17 protein-coding genes are annotated in these 17,443 nt (G+C 50.8%); 12 read left to right on the forward strand and 5 right to left on the reverse strand.

The features are described 5' to 3' along the window. The first annotated feature begins 138 nt into the window (after positions 1–138). Positions 139–588 carry a GNAT family N-acetyltransferase gene (locus M2277_RS13120; protein ID WP_280754910.1) on the forward strand — a complete coding sequence of 150 codons (450 nt, stop codon included), beginning with the start codon at positions 139–141 and terminating at the stop codon, positions 586–588. Between the two features lie 102 nt (positions 589–690). Here the strand turns inward: M2277_RS13120 and M2277_RS13125 are convergent, their stop codons facing one another. From M2277_RS13125 to M2277_RS13145, 5 genes are all read right to left on the reverse strand, one after another. Further along, positions 691–969 (reverse strand): YxcD family protein, encoded by a 279-nt coding sequence (locus M2277_RS13125; RefSeq protein WP_280754911.1) that lies wholly within the window; start codon positions 967–969, stop codon positions 691–693. Between the two features lie 3 nt (positions 970–972). After that, positions 973–1,431, reverse strand: a complete 459-nt coding sequence (locus tag M2277_RS13130; RefSeq protein WP_280754912.1) for a hypothetical protein — start codon at positions 1,429–1,431, stop codon at positions 973–975. 56 nt (positions 1,432–1,487) lie between these two features. Next, a complete protein-coding gene (locus M2277_RS13135; RefSeq protein ID WP_036637524.1) occupies positions 1,488–2,066 on the reverse strand; it encodes a PadR family transcriptional regulator in 579 nt (192 codons plus the stop codon). Positions 2,067–2,270: 204 nt separating this feature from the next. Continuing rightward, positions 2,271–2,840, reverse strand: a complete 570-nt coding sequence (locus M2277_RS13140; protein ID WP_006209629.1) for a beta-class carbonic anhydrase — start codon at positions 2,838–2,840, stop codon at positions 2,271–2,273. 30 nt (positions 2,841–2,870) lie between these two features. Beyond that, a complete protein-coding gene (locus M2277_RS13145) occupies positions 2,871–3,209 on the reverse strand; it encodes an iron-sulfur cluster biosynthesis family protein (protein ID WP_036637526.1) in 339 nt (112 codons plus the stop codon). A 128-nt stretch (positions 3,210–3,337) separates the two neighbouring features. On the opposite strand from M2277_RS13145, the gene M2277_RS13150 reads away from it, so the two are divergent. The 11 genes from M2277_RS13150 to miaA all read left to right on the forward strand — a co-directional run bounded on the left by M2277_RS13150 (position 3,338) and on the right by miaA (position 17,428). Beyond that, the gene (locus M2277_RS13150; protein WP_280754913.1) at positions 3,338–4,855 is read left to right on the forward strand and encodes a carboxypeptidase M32; all 1,518 of its coding nucleotides are present in this window, start codon (positions 3,338–3,340) and stop codon (positions 4,853–4,855) included. A 183-nt stretch (positions 4,856–5,038) separates the two neighbouring features. Then, positions 5,039–6,043 carry an ABC transporter substrate-binding protein gene (locus M2277_RS13155; protein ID WP_006209632.1) on the forward strand — a complete coding sequence of 335 codons (1,005 nt, stop codon included), beginning with the start codon at positions 5,039–5,041 and terminating at the stop codon, positions 6,041–6,043. A gap of 40 nt (positions 6,044–6,083) precedes the next feature. Beyond that, positions 6,084–6,857: an ABC transporter ATP-binding protein gene (locus tag M2277_RS13160; RefSeq protein WP_036637528.1), complete on the forward strand. Its 774-nt coding sequence runs from the start codon at positions 6,084–6,086 to the stop codon at positions 6,855–6,857. A gap of 5 nt (positions 6,858–6,862) precedes the next feature. Beyond that, positions 6,863–7,696: an ABC transporter permease gene (locus tag M2277_RS13165; RefSeq protein WP_280754914.1), complete on the forward strand. Its 834-nt coding sequence runs from the start codon at positions 6,863–6,865 to the stop codon at positions 7,694–7,696. A gap of 101 nt (positions 7,697–7,797) precedes the next feature. Then, the gene (locus tag M2277_RS13170; RefSeq protein WP_076153148.1) at positions 7,798–8,778 is read left to right on the forward strand and encodes an aromatic acid exporter family protein; all 981 of its coding nucleotides are present in this window, start codon (positions 7,798–7,800) and stop codon (positions 8,776–8,778) included. A 128-nt stretch (positions 8,779–8,906) separates the two neighbouring features. Beyond that, entirely contained in the window at positions 8,907–9,473 is a 567-nt protein-coding gene (locus tag M2277_RS13175) for an outer spore coat protein CotE (protein WP_006209636.1), read from the forward strand. A 107-nt stretch (positions 9,474–9,580) separates the two neighbouring features. Continuing rightward, positions 9,581–10,837: a putative amidoligase domain-containing protein gene (locus M2277_RS13180; protein WP_280754915.1), complete on the forward strand. Its 1,257-nt coding sequence runs from the start codon at positions 9,581–9,583 to the stop codon at positions 10,835–10,837. A 61-nt stretch (positions 10,838–10,898) separates the two neighbouring features. Then, a complete protein-coding gene (mutS, locus tag M2277_RS13185) occupies positions 10,899–13,673 on the forward strand; it encodes a DNA mismatch repair protein MutS (protein ID WP_063479246.1) in 2,775 nt (924 codons plus the stop codon). Between the two features lie 38 nt (positions 13,674–13,711). Further along, on the forward strand, positions 13,712–15,694 hold the full coding sequence (gene mutL / locus M2277_RS13190) for a DNA mismatch repair endonuclease MutL (protein ID WP_280754916.1): 1,983 nt from the start codon (positions 13,712–13,714) through the stop codon (positions 15,692–15,694). Between the two features lie 17 nt (positions 15,695–15,711). Next, the gene (locus M2277_RS13195; RefSeq protein WP_036637537.1) at positions 15,712–16,491 is read left to right on the forward strand and encodes a class I SAM-dependent methyltransferase; all 780 of its coding nucleotides are present in this window, start codon (positions 15,712–15,714) and stop codon (positions 16,489–16,491) included. Continuing rightward, positions 16,481–17,428, forward strand: a complete 948-nt coding sequence (gene miaA, locus M2277_RS13200; protein WP_280754917.1) for a tRNA (adenosine(37)-N6)-dimethylallyltransferase MiaA — start codon at positions 16,481–16,483, stop codon at positions 17,426–17,428. The genes M2277_RS13195 and miaA overlap by 11 nt, the downstream gene beginning before the upstream one ends. Positions 17,429–17,443: the final 15 nt, after the last annotated feature.

Raw genomic sequence — 17,443 nt, forward strand, 5'->3', positions numbered from 1 at the left:
AAGGATGACCCTTTATATCAACTTATTTTGCCTGATGAGACAACGAGGCTCGACGCACTGAATATTTTTTTTCAGTGCTATATTGAAATGTTGTATCCTTATTCGGATGTATTAACGACGTCTAAGGACTACGAGGCCGTGGCGTTGGTATTCCATTCGGAGCGACAGGCAGGAACACTGCTCTCTAACGTTAAGTATGCGAAACAGATCGGGCTCGCCATAATCAAATCCTTGCCGATTTGCCGAATCATTGGGATACGAGGATTTGTTCGAGGACTAACCATTTTGCGCAGCATGAGTTCAGTTTGGCTATCGATGCTGGGCGACCGGCAGTATATGCACTTGGATATGATTGCTGTGCAGGAAGGCTGCCGCGGACAAGGATACGTTTCGAGGATCATAAAGCCACTGCTTGCAGAATGTCATACGAAGAATATCTTATGTACGTTGGAGACACAGACCCCAAGCAACGTACCCATTTATGAGCACTACGATTATCGCATGGTCAAAATCATTCCGTTACCCAACAGTTCACTCCGGCAGTATTGCATGGTGTACACGCCGGATGGTCTTCAGCAGCATGAATAGCCAGCAGGAACGTTTGCAGATAAGTTGGGAAGAGAAGAGGGTTTATTATAAAAAAACTGCCGCCTCGCGTTACGCAAGGCGGCAGTTTTTATGATTTCTTGCTTATTGTTGAACAATTGCGATAATTTCGTCTTCAAGCTCAAGTCTTACCTGTTCGCTGTATGCGCGAATGTTGTACTCGGAGTGCAGGTAGCGAAGAATCGCTTCAATGAGGTTAGCCTCAATCAAATACTGGGTTCTTCCGCCTACCCATACTTCCGCCGTATAACCGGTATCCTCATCCCAGCTAAGCTCAAGCGATACATCTGTCGGTTTGACGCCTCTGCGTTCCGCCTGGTGAAGACAGACCGCATTGATGATTTCGTCCATGCTTAGAACCATGGATTAGTACCGATTATTATTGTTATTGTTATTGTTGTTGTTGTCGCGACGCTCGTTTTGTTGACGACGATTCTTCACGGCACGTACAACAGCCATAACGACCATAATCAAAGCCCAGATTGCAATGAGGTTAATCAACAATCCCATAATTTCGCCCATGAAGCCCATGCCAGCGAACATTCCGCCGAAGAGCAAACCGGCAAGACCACCGATCATAAGACCTTTCATCAAGCCGCCGCCGCTAAAGAATCCGCGTTTGGTTGTGTTGGCTGCAGCTCCTGTGTTATTGGAACGGTTGTTGGATTGTTGCACATTATTGGTATCATTCTTTTTCGGAGTGCTGTTGTATGTTTTATTACCGGATTTGAAACCGCCGCCGCCTCTTCTGGCATCTGCGGAATCTGGTGTCAGCGCTACAAAGAACAGTGTAATCGCTACAAGAATAGTCAATACTTTTTTCATCGTGTTCTGTCGAACCTCCCAGTGAATTTAGAGTAATAAAGAGTACTACGGACGAGTCACGATAAGGTTTCAAAATTTGTGCGACCATGTTTTGAGGCGGTTGAGCGCTGCTGCTGTTTTAATAAATCCAGTACCCAATCACACCATTTCAGCTCGGTCTCAGCCATCATCAATCCTTTGGTAGCGAGTACATAATTGCTGAATGCCTTACTTCCAAGCTCTCGGGTTTCCTCCGGAATCCCCTCTAAAATCTGCTCGTAATAACGCTTTTTCTCCAGATAGCCAATTCTGCGGTCCTCGAAAATATCAACGGCGATGCCGATCTCCGCTAACCACAGGCAGAAGGTTCGAAGAGAAAGTTCATCTTTGGTGACTGCGGGAGCAATGGGTTGGTACATCCATTCGCGCAGCTTCTGCATGCCCTTTTCGGTAATCGCATAGATTTTCTTGTCCGGTTTATCACTTTGCTGGACCCAGTGAGAGGACAACAATTGCTTCTCCTCCATGCTGGACAGCAGGGGATAAATTTGACTGTGTTTGGCTTGCCAAAATGGCTGTATGCGAAGCATCAAATCGTATCCTGATGATTCTCTTCTTGCTAGTAGTCCTAACAAGCCGTATGACAACGTATTCATGGACATAACTCCCTTTGAAACGCATATCGTGGACACTAAGGTTGGGATGGAAATCCGCCTATCGGTCCGGTTGATAAAAAGTGTACACTGAAACTGTATGGTTTGACAACTGGGGGAGGGTTCTTTCTCTCTGCTTTTGGTAAAATTGTGACTAAAAAAGCACAAACGCCTCAGCGCTTGTGCTCCAATTTGACTTTGAATGATTTATTTGTTCTCGTAACCTTCGACTACCAGATCAAGCGCGCCTGTGTTAGGGTCGATAACCATGCCGTGAACGGGTACGTTTGGCGGAAGCAGCGGGTGTTTTTTGATCAAGTCAACGGTGTTTTTTACGCCGTCTGTAATGTTATCGAAACCGCGAAGCCATTTGGACAAGCGGATGCCGGAATTTTCAAGCGTGGAGAGAACTTCATCCGAGATCCCGCGGTCTCTCATATGCTGGATCATATCCTCGGCGTTCAGGGAAGCCATGCCGCATTCATAGTGGCCTACTACGATTACTTCTTCCGCGTGAAGCTCGTACAGTGCAACCATAACGCTCCGCATCACACTGCCGAAAGGCTGGGAGATGATAGCGCCGGCGTTTTTAATGATTTTGACATCGCCATTCTTGAAATTCATTGCTTTTGGAAGCAGTTCGACGAGCCGTGTATCCATGCAGGTGATGATGACGAGTTTTTTCTCAGGAAAACGACCGGTCAGATAGGATTCGTATTCTTTGTTCTCTACAAAGCTGCGGTTGTGTTCCAAAATGCTGTTTAGGTGTTGTTCCATGGATATTCTCTCCTTCGTTTCGATCGTCGTTTATAGTTGTTGCACTCGGGTATCTATAATCTGAATATTGGTGCCGTAATGTTGTCCGCTGCTGTCAAGGCGGAAGGAGCACACGCCGGGATCGGCGTCAAGCTTCATCTTGTCCTCGAAGAAAATTTCCTGCCGACGGTTTACAATAAAAGGCACAGGGCTTCCCGTATCTACAGTGATATCATCCACTGTAGGCTCATCTACAATTCGCAGGCTTGGAACGCCGTTGACGGCACATCCGCATCCCTCCGTGTCATAGATCAGCCTGATGGTGCCTGGCTTGTCCCCAAGTTTATCCTTCAGCTTCTGCTCGGCTTGGGGGGTGAGTTGAATAATCAAGGCATCCTGACACTCCTTTATATGTAGAATGTTATTTATTCTTTCTGGAAGTTGATTATATACCTTGTAAAAAGTATCATCAATAGAGTATAAAAGATTCCTATCACTAAAAAAGAAGGTGAGCCCGTATGGCAGTACAACATTCACAGCAATGGGAACAATTTGATCGATTGGTTCGCAAAATTATGAGCTACTACGAAGCTATAGGCCTACTTCATTGGGATTTACGGACAGGTGCTCCCCGCAAAGGAACCGAAATTCGTTCCGAAACGATCGGGGTTCTATCTACAGAAGCATTTAAACTGCAAATCTCGGAGGAGATGGGACAGCTTCTGTCTTTTTTTGCCGAGCCGGAACAGGCAGAGCAGTTGGATGATCGCAAACGCCGCATGATCGCGGAAGTGCGTAAAATGTACGACCAGAGCAAATCCATTCCACCTGAACGCTTCCAGGAATATTCCATTCTTGCCGCCCAATCGGAAACGAAGTGGGAGGAAGCGAAGAAGAATAGTGATTTCGAAGGTTTCGAGCCATACTTAACCAAAATCGTAGCGTTCAAGCAGGAGTTTATCGAATATTGGGGCGTGAAGGATACCCGATACGATACACTGCTTGATATGTACGAGCCGGATCTGACGGTGGAGAAGGTGGATGCCATCTTCAAACGTCTGAAAGCGCGTCTGGTGCCGCTGGTCCATGCAATCCAGGAGTCTTCCTTCAAGCCGGAAACAGCTTTCTTGAAACAGCTGTTCCCAAAGGAACAGCAGGAGAAATTCAGCTTGTTTCTGCTGGAGCAAATGGGTTATGACTTTGAAGCAGGACGCCTGGATGAGAGTGTGCATCCATTTGCGACGGGTCTCAATCCTGGCGATGTTCGCATTACGACCATGTATCTTCCGGATGACGTGCTCAGTGCGGTATTCAGCTCCTTGCACGAGGGCGGGCATGCACTATATGAGCAAAATATCGACAAGACACTGGCAGGCACGCCGCTCTCCGGCGGCACCTCCATGGGCATTCATGAGTCCCAATCCCGTCTTTGGGAGAATATGATTGGCCGGAGCCGCCCGTTCTGGCGTCGTTATTTTGCGGACCTCCAGCAGTACTTCCCTGAGCAATTAAAGGAAGTGGACGTTGAGCAATTCTATCTGGCTGCGAACAAGGTAGAGAACTCTTTGATTCGTATTGAGGCAGACGAACTGACATATAACCTGCACATCATCATTCGCTACGAGATCGAGAAAATGCTCTTTAACGAAGGATTGGCTGTGAAGGATCTTCCGGAAACCTGGAACGCGAAGTATAAGGAATACCTCGGCATTATGCCGACAAACGATGGAATGGGCGTGCTTCAGGATGTTCACTGGTCCGGCGGTGATTTCGGATATTTTGCATCCTATTCGCTGGGTAACATGTATGCTGCCCAAATGCTTCACACGATGCGTAAAGAGCTGCCGAACCTTGACCAGTTGATTGAAGAGGGGAATTTGGCTCCAATCAAAGAATGGCTGACAGACAAGGTTTACAAGTACGGCAAGAGCGAGAAACCTTCCGAGATTATTGTGAGAATCACAGGAGAAGAGCTGAACCCGGACTATCTGGCGGATTATCTGGAAGAGAAATATAAAGAGATTTATAAGCTTTAATGGATGAGACGCAGCCCTTGTGGCTGCGTTTTTTTCTTTTACATAGGAAAAGCTCGTTTGGTATTTTATCTTCTCCGCACATAGGGTACAGCGGCATGAGTGACACTGCCAGGCGTTTAACCTTTGGGCAGACGCATGCATATGTTGAAAAGAAAAGTTTGTTCAAGGGAATGGAGGGTTACCATGAAGCGTCAAAAATGGTGGGGGCTGGCGTTATCGATGCTGCTTGTTTGCGGAGTAGCGCTTGCCGGGTGCGGTGGCGGTGGATCGGCTACAAAAGTCAAGATTGGCGAAGTGACACGTTCGATCTTCTATGCGCCGCAGTATGTCGCGTTGGAGAAAGGATTTTTCAAGGAAGAGGGGCTTGATGTGGAGCTGCAGACGACCCCGGGCGGTGACAAAACTATGACGGCATTGCTGTCAGGAGCTATCGATGTGGCGCTAGTCGGCTCCGAAACCTCGATTTACGTCTATCAGCAGGGCTCTGAGGATCCTGTCATTAACTTCGGTCAGCTGACACAGACGGATGGCACATTCCTGATGGCCCGGGACGGATCAGGCGCGTTTGATTGGAACAACGTGAAGGGTAAGGTATTCCTGGGCCAGCGCAAGGGCGGAATGCCGCAGATGGCAGGCGAGTTCACACTGAACAAAAAAGGGATTGACCCGCACGGTGATCTCGAGCTGATTCAGAACATTGATTTTGCCAATATCGCATCAGCCTATGCTTCCGGTACGGGTGAGTTTGTGCAGCTCTTTGAGCCGCAAGCCTCCATCTTCGAAAAAGAAGGCCGGGGTAAGGTGGTAGCTTCCTTCGGCGTGGAAAGCGGACATCTGCCTTATACGGTGTTCATGACCAAGCAGAGTTATATCGACAAACATGACGCAACGGTTCAGAAGTTTACCAATGCCCTCTACAAGGCACAGCAATGGGTGGATGCCAACACTCCTGAGGATATTGCTGATGCCATCATGCCTTATTTCAAGGATAGCGACCGGGATATCGTCGTTTCTTCTGTTAAACGGTACAAAGAGCAGGGGAGCTACGCAACCGATCCGATCGTGGATGATGCAGAATGGAACAATCTGCTGGACGTGATGGATCAAGCCGGCGAACTGAAAGAGCGGGTAGCTCCTGAGAAGATCGTTAACAACACGTTTGCCGAGAAAGCGAAGTTAGCGAAATAATGACGTACTCCTGATCCATAGAACGAAAGGAGAGAGCACCATGGTACCGGTAGTTGAATTGAATGATATCGCTCACGTATATGTCACCGATCGGGAAGCCTCTCTGGCTGTGGAAGGAATTCACTTGAAGGTGGAGCCCGGCGAATTTGTCAGCCTGGTTGGACCTAGCGGTTGTGGCAAGACGACCATATTGTCTGTCATTGCCGGCCTGCTGCAGCCGTCCAAAGGAGCCGCTTACGTGAATGGCGATCCGATATACGGGCCGTCACCGGAGGTGGGATACATGCTGCAGCAGGACTATTTATTTCCGTGGCGGACCATTATGGATAACGCCTTGATTGGTTTGGAATTGACGGAACGATTGAATCCGGAGAGCCGCAGCGCCGTGCAGAATCTGCTCAGGGAAATGGGGCTTGGCGACAGCGGCAATCTGTATCCGTCACAACTGTCAGGCGGGATGAGACAGCGGGTCGCACTCGTTAGGACCTTGGCAACGGATCCCGGTCTGCTTCTGCTCGATGAGCCATTCTCCGCATTGGATTATCAGACGAAGCTGCAGCTCGAGGATTTGATTGTGGAGACTTTGAAAGAGCGGGGAAAGACCGCCATTCTGGTGACCCATGACCTGTCGGAGGCCATTGCGATGAGCGATCGGGTCATTCTCTTAAACCGCAATCCCGGGCGGATTCACCGGTTATTTGATATTCCGGAGAACATCCGACGGGCGCAGCCTTTTTTTGCCCGCAAGGAGCCGGGCTTTAATGAATTGTTTCATGAGATTTGGGGCGAAATGCAAACCATCGGGAAGGAGTGAAGCCTATGACAACAAGGCATGAGCCTTCTGCTTCTTCTTCGAAGGGCTGGCTCCAGGATATCTATGTTAAGCACACAAAGAAGAAGAAAAGCATCCGGAATCGGGTACTGGCGGTCCAGCTTAGCTTGCTGCTGATGTTTTTTATCTGGTGGGAAGCGGCTGGAAGATGGAAGTGGATTGACGTGCTTTTATTCAGCTACCCGTCCAAAATCTTCTCTAATATATGGGGCAACATGGTTAGCGGCGAGTTGTGGGGGCATCTGGGGATCACGGTTGGAGAGACGGTTGTCGGGTTCCTGCTGGGCACGCTTGTCGGCACGCTGCTGGCTGTCTTGATCTGGTGGTCACCGTTTCTTAATAAGGTTCTGGACCCTTACATGGTTGTGTTCAACAGCATGCCGAAAGTGGCGCTGGGTCCTATCTTTATTGTCATGTTCGGCGCCGGCTTTACCGCTATCGTGATCACTACATTATCCATTACGGTCATTGTGACCACCCTTGTGGTATACAACAGCTTTAATGAGGTGGATTCCAATCTGATCAAGGTTGTCCGTACTTTCGGCGGCACCAAGCGTCAGGTCTTTCAGCGTGTCATTCTGCCGGCATCCTATCCGGCCATCGTGTCTACACTGAAGGTCAATGTGGGCATGGCATGGGTCGGTGTCATAGTCGGTGAATTCCTGGTTGCGAAATCGGGTCTTGGTTATCTGATCATGTACGGCTTTCAGGTATTCAACTTTACGCTCGTCCTATCAAGCCTTCTCATTATCGCTGTCGTGGCCACGGCCATGTATCAAATCGTTGTATATATAGAAAGAAAATTGTTAACTCATCGTTAAAGCGCCTTGTCTTGGGCAGGTTCCCTGTATGGTTGTCTATGGCATGAAAATAGGCTAGGATGAAGTAAAACCATCACAATCGCCTGGAGGCTCTTCATCACATGGGATTTCGTGTCATCAAAACGGCCGCGGCAAGCCTGCTTGCCATTTTAATTACAGATGCCTTAAATATACCGGGGGCTACGTCCGCCGGTCTTCTTGCTATACTCGGCGTGGACGTCACGCGCAAACGGAGTGTGCGCTCCATATCATCCAGGTTCTTTGCTTCGCTGCTGGGACTGCTGCTGGCGTGCATTCTTTTTTATTTTCTCGGCTTTCATTACTGGGTTCTGGCACTCTACATACTTCTTGCATTCCCTGCGATTTCAAAAGCGAATTTCAAGGAAGGAATCGTTACCAGCTCCGTCGTGGTGTTTCGAGTGTTTCAGGGCGAAGAGATTGGCTTCGACATTCTCCTTACTCAGGTTGAGTTACTAATTATCGGCCTCGGGTCAGCGATGCTGGTGAACTTGGTGTACATGCCAAACAGTGAGGGAGCGATGATGGAGATCCGCCGCAGGGTGGACGGGCTCTTCTCTGTCATTTTCAATCATTTCTCGCTCACGCTGAGAGACCCTGAACATATATGGGACGGTAAAGAACTGATTGAGGCCAATCGGCAGATCGAGCGGGGAATAGAAGAAGCGAAGCGGGCATCAGAGAATCAGATGATTCATCCGGACGGCTCTTGGAACATATATTTCTATATGCGGAAGGAACAGATGGAGAACATCCAGAGCATGATGCATCAGATATCGCAGGTGTACGAGCGTCTTCCTCACGGGGTGCTGACCGCTGAAATTTTCGATCAATTAAGCAAGGATGTTGTTGCTGAAGGATACACGGGCAAGTCCGAAGGACTGCTGATTGAGCTGGAAGACCGGTTCAAGAAAATGGATCTCCCGACCACCCGCGAGGAATTCGAGGTCAGATCCGCGATTCTGCAGCTCTGCCATGAGCTGGAATACTATTTGAATATATCGAAGAAGTATAAGGCACCCACGGCAAAAAAACCGCAGAAGCGTGCGGATTCGGCCCCGTAGCTCAGGGTTTTTCAAAAAAAAATCTGATATTTTTAGCATCATATGAATTTATTTGGACCACTTCATTCAACATTCGCCCATCTCGTGCATACACATGTATGGAATGATTGTATGGAGGAGGTTCGAAGATGTCATTGAGTCATAAACACCAATGTAGAGAAATCATCACGAAGGCGATCTGCGGCAAGGGTCGTAAGTTCTCTACCGTAACACATACCGTGACTCCGCCTAATAATCCGACCAGTATTTTGGGGGCCTGGATTATAAACCATCAATACGAGGCGGTTGCCGCCGGAGACGGAATTGAAGTTATTGGTACTTACGATGTTAACATCTGGTATTCCTATGACAAAAATTCGCAGACCGACGTGGCGAAAGAAACGGTGTCGTATGTAGAACGCGTGCCTCTTTCCTATCTGGATCCGAAGCATCGCGCAGCAACGGTGGAAGTGTCGGCAGAAGCGACACAGGAGCCGAGCTGCGTCGAAGCCAGCGTATCCTCGAATGGCACGAGTGTCATCCTGCGGGTAGAGAGAGAGTATGCGGTGGAACTGGTGGCCGAAACCAAGGTCGTTGTAAAAGTATGCACCAACCACCATGGTGACTACGAAGACAAAGAGTTCGACTACGCCCTGGGAGACGATGTCGATGATTACGAAGACCTTGATTACGAAGGTCTGGAGGATGAACTGTAAGTTACCCCTCCTGTAGGAATGATTATAATCTTAGCATATGCAGTGAGGGCAGCTTTGCGGAGGGCGGATGCCCTCTTTTTTATTTTTTTCGCGAGGGGGGCTAGGGGATGACTAAATCAATGATAAAACCAGCTGCTGCAAAGGGTTATATTCCAATCAATGGGGCAAATGCGATCCTGGCACAGGCACGTATGATCAGGTCCGGCATTCCTTGCCAGTTGGGCATGGCTTCCGGGGAGGAGCACCGCTACACAGCCAAATACTCGGTTCATGTTCGGAAGCTGGCTGCAGCCTCGATCCGCCACCATCAGCTGGGAGGCAGCGAGGTATTGTATGAGCCTGATCCCGAGAATGGGAGATACGAAGACGGTCTGCACCGGAGACTGGAGAAAGCGGCACTGCGTTCGCTGTATACGCTGGGTGTGGATGAAGGAGAGGTCATCATTACGGCCCGGCCCGGGCGGAGATACGTGGTTGAGAGTGTTCGAATAAAGGGGGGACGGAATAAAGCGGTTATGAGTGCCAAGGGCGGCCCGATGGAAGGGGGCAATACGCTTAACGAGACCGAAGACGCTCCAATCACTCCATCGCTGCTGATCGGAATGGATCCGGAGTTTGTGCTGATGCAGGACAACGAGCAAATCGTGTTTGCTTCCGAGTTCATGGCACGTGGCGGGGAAGTCGGCAGTGATGCCGTGCGTTTTCGGGGGGAGGTCGTTTACCCCATTGCCGAATTAAGGCCGTCACCCAAAGCAGATCCTAAGGAATTGCTTCACGAAATGCAAAAAGCGCTGCGCACCGCTCAAACGATGATTCTGGATCGTTCGCTGACATGGAGAGCAGGTGCTCTGCCTTGCGGGGACTTCCCGCTTGGTGGGCATATTCATTTCAGCGGTGTTCCGCTGTCATTGTCACTGCTTCAGACGCTGGATAATTATCTGGCACTGCCGCTGGCGCTGCTGGAAGATCCCAAAGGGCGCCATCGCAGACCCCGATACGGTTTCCTGGGAGATTTCCGGAGGCAGCCGTATGGCGGTTTTGAGTACCGAACGCTTCCCAGCTTTCTCGTCTCCCCCCTCGTGGCGAAGGTATCGCTGTATCTCGCCTATCTGATCGCCCGATACAGCGACCGGCTGCTCGCAAGGCCCCTGAATACCGAACGATACCACCGGGCCTATTACGACGGGGATAAGACCGTGCTCAAAGAGTGTATAGCGGGGTGGCACCGGGATCTGTCCGCACTGCCGGAGTATAAGGACTATGCCCGTGAAATTGAGCTTGCTCTTGTGCATATCGAGGCGGGGCGAACCTGGGATGAGAGCAGGGATATCAGACCGCTGTGGAATATTCCCGTTAAGCCTTGATGCCTTGAGGTCAATTTCTGTTATAATAGAGGCCAAGCTAGAAAAGGCATGGAGGTACGTCATGGCTAAATATACGCCGATGATTGAACAATATTTAAATGTGAAGGAACAAGCGAAGGATGCGTTTCTTTTTTTCCGCTTAGGCGATTTTTATGAAATGTTTTTTGATGATGCGATCCTCGCGTCGAAGGAACTGGAGATTACACTAACCGGCCGCGAAGGCGGTGGCACCGAGAAAATACCGATGTGCGGAGTGCCGTATCATTCAGCCGAAGGGTATATCCAGCGGTTGATTGAAAAAGGGTACAAAGTCGCCATCTGTGAGCAGATGGAGGATGCCTCCGTCACCAAAGGCATGGTGCGCCGGGAAATCGTCCGGGTCGTAACGCCGGGAACGATCATGGACGGCAAGGTTGTCCACGACAAATCGAACAACTATATGGTTTGTGTCACAGAAGCGGGCGGATTGATGTCTTTATCCGCATGCGACTTGTCGACCGGCGAGCTCTATGTGACCTCGGTTCCATGGTCGGAGGAGTGGCTCCGGGACGAGATTGGCCTCTATGAGCCTTCCGAGATTATCGGTGACGCAGCGCTGCTTGAGATCATCTCTTCACAGTCGCTTCCCGGCAGCCGGAATATCGTATATACGGCGTGGGATCGAAGAGAGGATGCGTTGGTTCGAACCCAATTCGGGGAGCCCGCCTGGGCTCGTCTGGAAGAGGAACGCAGAGCCTGCGTATCTCTGCTGATCTCGTATTTAAGCGAGACGCAGAAGCGGTCACTAGGGCAGCTGACGCAGATTGCTTCCTATGAACCGGGACAGTACATGGTCCTGGATCCATTCACAAGACGCAATCTGGAGCTGGTCGAGACGGTGCGTGAGCGTTCGAAGAAGGGTTCGCTCCTGTGGCTTCTGGACCGAACGGAGACCTCGATGGGGGCAAGGCTCCTGCGGCGGAGAATCGATAAACCGCTGTTGTCCCGAAGCCGGATCGAAGAGCGGCTGGAGGCTGTGGAACATCTCTATAACCAGTACATACTGCGAGAAGATTTGCGGATGGCGCTTAAAGAGATTTACGATCTGGAACGGCTGGTAGGCCGGATTGCGTTTGGCAGTGCGAATGGTCGGGATTTGAATGCGCTCAAGCTGTCGCTGAGACAAATTCCTTCCCTGAAAGAGCTGTGTGCTCAATCTCCTTCCGAAACCCTCCGGCGTGTAGCCGCGGATACGGATATTTGCGACGATCTGTGCGAGCTGATCGAGGACGCCATTGTGGATGAGCCGCCGGTGTCCGTACGTGATGGAGGGATTATCAAGCCGGGATATCACGAGCGCCTGGACGAATTCCGTGAGGCAAGCACCAGCGGCAAACGCTGGATCGCAGAGCTGGAAGCCAAGGAACGCGCGGCTACAGGAATCAAATCCCTGAAGATCGGCTACAACAAGGTGTTTGGCTACTTCATCGAGGTAACCAAGTCCAATTTGTCTTCCCTGCCGGAAGGCCGGTATGAGCGGAAGCAGACGCTCGCCAATGCGGAACGATATGTTACACCGGAGCTGAAGGAGAAGGAAGGTTTGATCCTGGAGGCCCAGGAGAAGATGGTGGACCTTGAATATGCCCTCTTTACCGAGCTTAGGGACAAGCTGAATACACAAGTGAGCCGATTGCAGAAGCTTGCCGAGCGAATCGCGGAAATCGACGTTTACCAATCGCTGGCTGCGGTCAGTGCAGAGTACCGGTTCGTGAAGCCGGAGCTGAGCGACGGGTATGATTACATCGTTGAAGGCGGACGCCATCCTGTTGTTGAATCGGTTATGAAGGATTCTGCATTTATTGCGAATGGCACGGATTTGCGTAAGGACGGCTCCTCTATCCTGCTTATTACCGGTCCGAATATGGCTGGAAAAAGCACATATATGCGCCAGGTTGCCTTATTGTCAATCCTGGCCCAGCTCGGCTGCTTTGTTCCGGCCGAGCGCGCGGTTATCCCGCTGGTAGACCGGATCTTTACCCGCATCGGAGCAGCGGACGACTTAATTGGAGGCCAGAGCACCTTTATGGTCGAAATGGCAGATATTCAGGTCATGACGGAAAAAGCAACGCCTCGCAGTCTGATTATCATTGATGAACTGGGACGCGGAACGTCAACAAGCGAAGGCATGGCCATTGCACAAGCCGTCATTGAATATGTGCATGATCATATCGGATGCAAGGCGCTTGTATCCACGCATTTCCATGAGCTGGCTCATCTTCAGGAAAGTCTTGGCGGCCTTAAGAACTATTCCATGGCCGTTCAGGAGAGCGGAGATAAGGTTCATTTTCTCCGCAAGCTGATCCCGGGGGCAGCAGACAGCAGCTATGGTATTTATTGCGCCAGATTGGCAGGTCTGCCCGGCAGCATCATTGACCGTGCTTATGGCCTGCTGCAGGGCTTGGAGCAGGCTTCGCTGGCCGCTGTGGCTTCGGAGCATGGGGCGGCATTGCAGCGGGAAGAGACCGCTTCAGCCTCTTTGGCTGCCGAGGGTACCGATGGAGCAGTAATGGCAAGGGAGCAGCGTGAAGATGCGTTCCCGTATACCCCTCGCGACCTGAGCCATGGAGAACGGAAGGGGGGTGTGGTACAGCTCTCTATTTTTGGAGAAGACGAAGTGCCTGATCCGAGAACGGCGAAGGTTGGCAAGGATGGACATGCCATGGCGCCGGAAGCTGTACAAACTCCTGCGATCAGAGGTATTATCGATGCGGTGAAGGGTGCCGACGTGATGAATATGACACCTCTTCAGGCCATGCAGTTCTTGAATGATCTGAAGATCCAGGCGAAGGATATATAATTTTTGCATGGGATTGAAGTGAAACGGAGGTAGGAACAATGGGGATTATTCGTATTTTGGACGAGCACATCGCAAACCAGATTGCTGCCGGCGAGGTGGTGGAGCGGCCTGCCTCCGTTGTGAAGGAGCTTGTGGAGAATGCCATCGATGCCGGGAGCACCAAGATCGACGTTACGGTCGAAGAAGGCGGACTCGACAGCATTCGTGTCACGGATAACGGGGCAGGCATTGACCCGGAAGATTGCGAGACGGCTTTTTACCGCCATGCGACAAGCAAAATTACGGAAGGCCGGGATCTGTTTCAGATCACGAGCCTTGGATTCCGAGGCGAAGCCTTGCCGTCCATTGCCGCGGTATCCAAGGTACGGCTGGTGACGTCCAATGTTCAGGACGGCCGCGGCCGGAAGATCGAAATCGAAGGCGGGCATCTTCGTGTGAACGAAGAGACTGCTGCACCCAGGGGAACGGATTTCCTGGTGAAAGAATTGTTTTTTAACACGCCGGCAAGGCTGAAATATATGAAAACGATCCAGACGGAGCTTGGGCATATTTCCGATTACATGTATCGGTTGGCTCTTTCGCGGCCGGATATTGCTTTTACGCTTCGGCATAATGGAAACTCTCTGCTTCAAACGCTGGGTAATGGTGATGCTTTGCAAGTGATTGCGGCTATCTATGGCACCCAATCCGCTAAAGCCATGCTCGCGTTTGAAGCGGAGAATATGGATTACACACTCAGCGGATACATCAGCCGTCCGGATTACACCCGGGCGAACCGGAACGGCATGTCGCTGATCATCAATGGAAGATATGTCCGCAACTATGGCCTGATGCAGGCCATCTTAAGAGGGTATCACACGCTGCTGCCGATTAACCGGTTTCCGCTCGTTGTCATTCAGCTGACCATGCATCCCTCATTGATTGATGTGAACGTGCATCCATCCAAGCTGGAAGTGCGGTTCAGCAAAGAACAGGAGCTGTTTGCATTTGTGGAGGAGGAGATCCGCAAGGTGCTGCAGCAGGAAATACTCATTCCCCGCCCTGCCAAACAAGCTATTGGCAAAAGCGAGCATGCCTTCATTCAGGAGCAGCTGCATTTTCCCAATGCGCAGGGTCGGGATGCGTCGGTAAGAAGCAGGGAAGACGGAGAGGCCCCGGCGGCACGAAGCGGTGATCAATCCGATCAAGGTATGACGTCCTTCCCGCCACATGGATCAGCGTGGCCCGAGAAGCGGGATCATTTACAGCCCGAATCCGGTATCAAGCGCTCTTACGGGGATGGGTCAGGCGGAACGCCAGCAATGGCTTCCATGCGGGAAGAGGCTGCAGCCTCTTCCTATCGCAGCGATTACCGTTATGAGAACAAGGGGAATGCCCATATTCCGTCTGTAACCAAGGAATGGCTTCAGGCTGCATCAGGGCCTGCCCCGGAAATCCCGCCATTTCCAGAACTTACATTGATCGGTCAACACCACGGAACTTATCTGATTGCGCAGAATGATTCCGGGCTATATTTGATTGATCAGCATGCCGCCCATGAGCGGATTAACTACGAGTACTATTACGAGCAGTTCGGTAAGCCGGCTGACGCCTCACAGGAGCTGCTGCTGCCGATTACACTTGAATTCACACCATCGGAATCGGAGAAGGTGAAGCAGCGGCTGCACTGGTTTGAGAAGGTCGGCGTATATATGGAGTTTTTCGGCGGCCAAACCTTTCTGGTGCGTTCCCACCCGTTCTGGTTCCCCAAGGGTGACGAGAAAGCCATCATTGAAGAGATGGCTGAGTGGGTGCTGAGCGAACGAAATATTGATGTTGCGAAGCTGAGAGAGACCTCATCGATCATGTGCTCCTGCAAGGCCTCTATCAAAGCCAATCAGAAGCTGACCGAGCAGGAGGCCATGACATTGATTCAGCGTCTGGGCGCCTGTCGCCAGCCATACACCTGTCCGCATGGACGACCGATCGTGGTTTCATTCTCAGCTTATGATTTGGAGAAAATGTTTAAACGCGTCATGTAACAGCAAGGAGGACTTTCATGATCATTACAACTGGAGAAGCGGAAGCGCCGGACATTGTTAAACGTGCGATAAGCTTATCCCAGGAGACCGGGTGCCGATATGTTCAGCGCGGCGGTCATTCATTACGAAAATTAGCCCGCAGATTCGGAGACGACGACATTCTGGTCGTATTGAACGGACATGTGCGTCTCAGCGGACCGGGCGGCTCTGTCATGGAATTTCATCCGAGCATGGGATTTGTCAGATTGAAACGCGTGCTGCACGGCAATCCGGATCCTATGCTGGATGCTGCCGGTATGGCCGAAGGAGACTCTGTTCTCGATTGTACGGCAGGGCTCGGCGCTGACTCCTTGGTGTTCTCGGGCAAAGGCGGGGAGAACAGCCGGGTCACCGCATTGGAGAGCTCGCTGCCCTTGTATGCGCTGCTCAAAGAGGGCCTTCGGACCTATGAAAGTCATCTGGAGGCCAGTGATCAGGCCATGAGGAGAATCGAGGTACGACACAGCCATCACTTAGACTACTTGAAATCGCTGCCGGATCGGAGCGTGGATATTGTCTATTTCGATCCGATGTTCCGCGAGCCGATCACAGATTCGGCATCCATCAATCCGCTTAGGCATTATGCGAATGGGGAACCGCTGGATGAGGAAAGTGTGAGAGAAGCGGTCAGGGTTGCACGAAAAACCGTTGTTCTGAAGGAAGCACGGTACAGCGGAGAGTTTGAGCGGCTGGGCTTTTCTTTGCCTGAGCGGGGAAAATCGAAAATAACGTACGGAGTGATTTCCATTGACAGATGAATCAAAACCGAAACTGCTCGTTCTTATCGGACCGACAGCTGTAGGCAAAACCAAAATGAGCATTGAACTTGCCAAGGAATTTGGATGTGAGATTATATCCGGCGATTCGATGCAGGTATATCGGGGCATGGATATCGGCACAGCCAAAATCTCTGCGGATGAGATGGAAGGCATTCCCCATCATCTCATTGACATCCACGAGCCGGATCATCCCTATTCAGTGGCTGAATTTCAGGAGCAGAGCCGAAGATTGATAACCGAGATTGCTGGCCGGGGCAAGCTGCCGTTCCTCGTTGGTGGAACAGGGCTTTATGTGGAATCGGTATGCTATGGCTATCAGTTCAGCGAGACCGGGGCGGACGAGGCTTTTCGGGATGAGCAGTTCCGTTATGCTAACGAAAATGGTGCGGAAGCCCTTCACCGGAAACTTGCCGATGTAGACCCTGAAACAGCCGATCGGCTTCACCCTAATGACCTACGTCGGGTCGTTCGTGCACTGGAAGTATTCCACATGACAGGTATCCCGCTTTCAGCCCAACTGGCCCCTCAAACCAAGCAGTCTCCCTATGACTTATGCTTGGTCGGTTTGACAATGGACAGGCAAATGCTATATAACCGTATTGAAGAGCGAATTGATCTTATGCTGAATCAGGGACTTGTTGATGAGGTGGCGGCGCTCATGGACAAAGGGTATGCTCCAGGGCTTGTATCCATGCAAGGGCTTGGTTACAAGGAGATTGTATCGCATCTTAACGGGGAGTTTAGCTACGAGGAAGCGGTGGTTCTGCTCAAGCGTGATACACGCCGGTTCGCTAAGCGGCAGCTGTCATGGTTTCGTCATATGAAAGACATCGAGTGGGTAGACGTCACCGACTCGGGAAATTTTTCTGCAAACTATCAAAAAATCCGTGCTATAATAGCAGGAAAGTTTCACTGAAATCTTGAATATATT

The sequence above is a fragment of the Paenibacillus sp. LBL genome (genome assembly GCF_029893715.1).
Taxonomy (GTDB): Bacteria; Bacillota; Bacilli; order Paenibacillales; family Paenibacillaceae; genus Paenibacillus_AQ; species Paenibacillus_AQ glucanolyticus.

Coding starts and splice junctions, on each gene's coding strand:
- M2277_RS13130 (WP_280754912.1), bottom strand. CDS start 1,431: ATGAAAAAAGTATTGACTATTCTTGTAGCGATTACACTGTTCTTTGTA.
- M2277_RS13135 (WP_036637524.1), bottom strand. CDS start 2,066: ATGAATACGTTGTCATACGGCTTGTTAGGACTACTAGCAAGAAGAGAA.
- M2277_RS13160 (WP_036637528.1), top strand. CDS start 6,084: ATGGTACCGGTAGTTGAATTGAATGATATCGCTCACGTATATGTCACC.
- M2277_RS13195 (WP_036637537.1), top strand. CDS start 15,712: ATGATCATTACAACTGGAGAAGCGGAAGCGCCGGACATTGTTAAACGT.
- M2277_RS13180 (WP_280754915.1), top strand. CDS start 9,581: ATGACTAAATCAATGATAAAACCAGCTGCTGCAAAGGGTTATATTCCA.
- M2277_RS13165 (WP_280754914.1), top strand. CDS start 6,863: ATGACAACAAGGCATGAGCCTTCTGCTTCTTCTTCGAAGGGCTGGCTC.
- mutL (WP_280754916.1), top strand. CDS start 13,712: ATGGGGATTATTCGTATTTTGGACGAGCACATCGCAAACCAGATTGCT.
- M2277_RS13150 (WP_280754913.1), top strand. CDS start 3,338: ATGGCAGTACAACATTCACAGCAATGGGAACAATTTGATCGATTGGTT.
- M2277_RS13175 (WP_006209636.1), top strand. CDS start 8,907: ATGTCATTGAGTCATAAACACCAATGTAGAGAAATCATCACGAAGGCG.
- M2277_RS13140 (WP_006209629.1), bottom strand. CDS start 2,840: ATGGAACAACACCTAAACAGCATTTTGGAACACAACCGCAGCTTTGTA.
- M2277_RS13170 (WP_076153148.1), top strand. CDS start 7,798: ATGGGATTTCGTGTCATCAAAACGGCCGCGGCAAGCCTGCTTGCCATT.
- mutS (WP_063479246.1), top strand. CDS start 10,899: ATGGCTAAATATACGCCGATGATTGAACAATATTTAAATGTGAAGGAA.
- M2277_RS13125 (WP_280754911.1), bottom strand. CDS start 969: ATGGTTCTAAGCATGGACGAAATCATCAATGCGGTCTGTCTTCACCAG.
- M2277_RS13155 (WP_006209632.1), top strand. CDS start 5,039: ATGAAGCGTCAAAAATGGTGGGGGCTGGCGTTATCGATGCTGCTTGTT.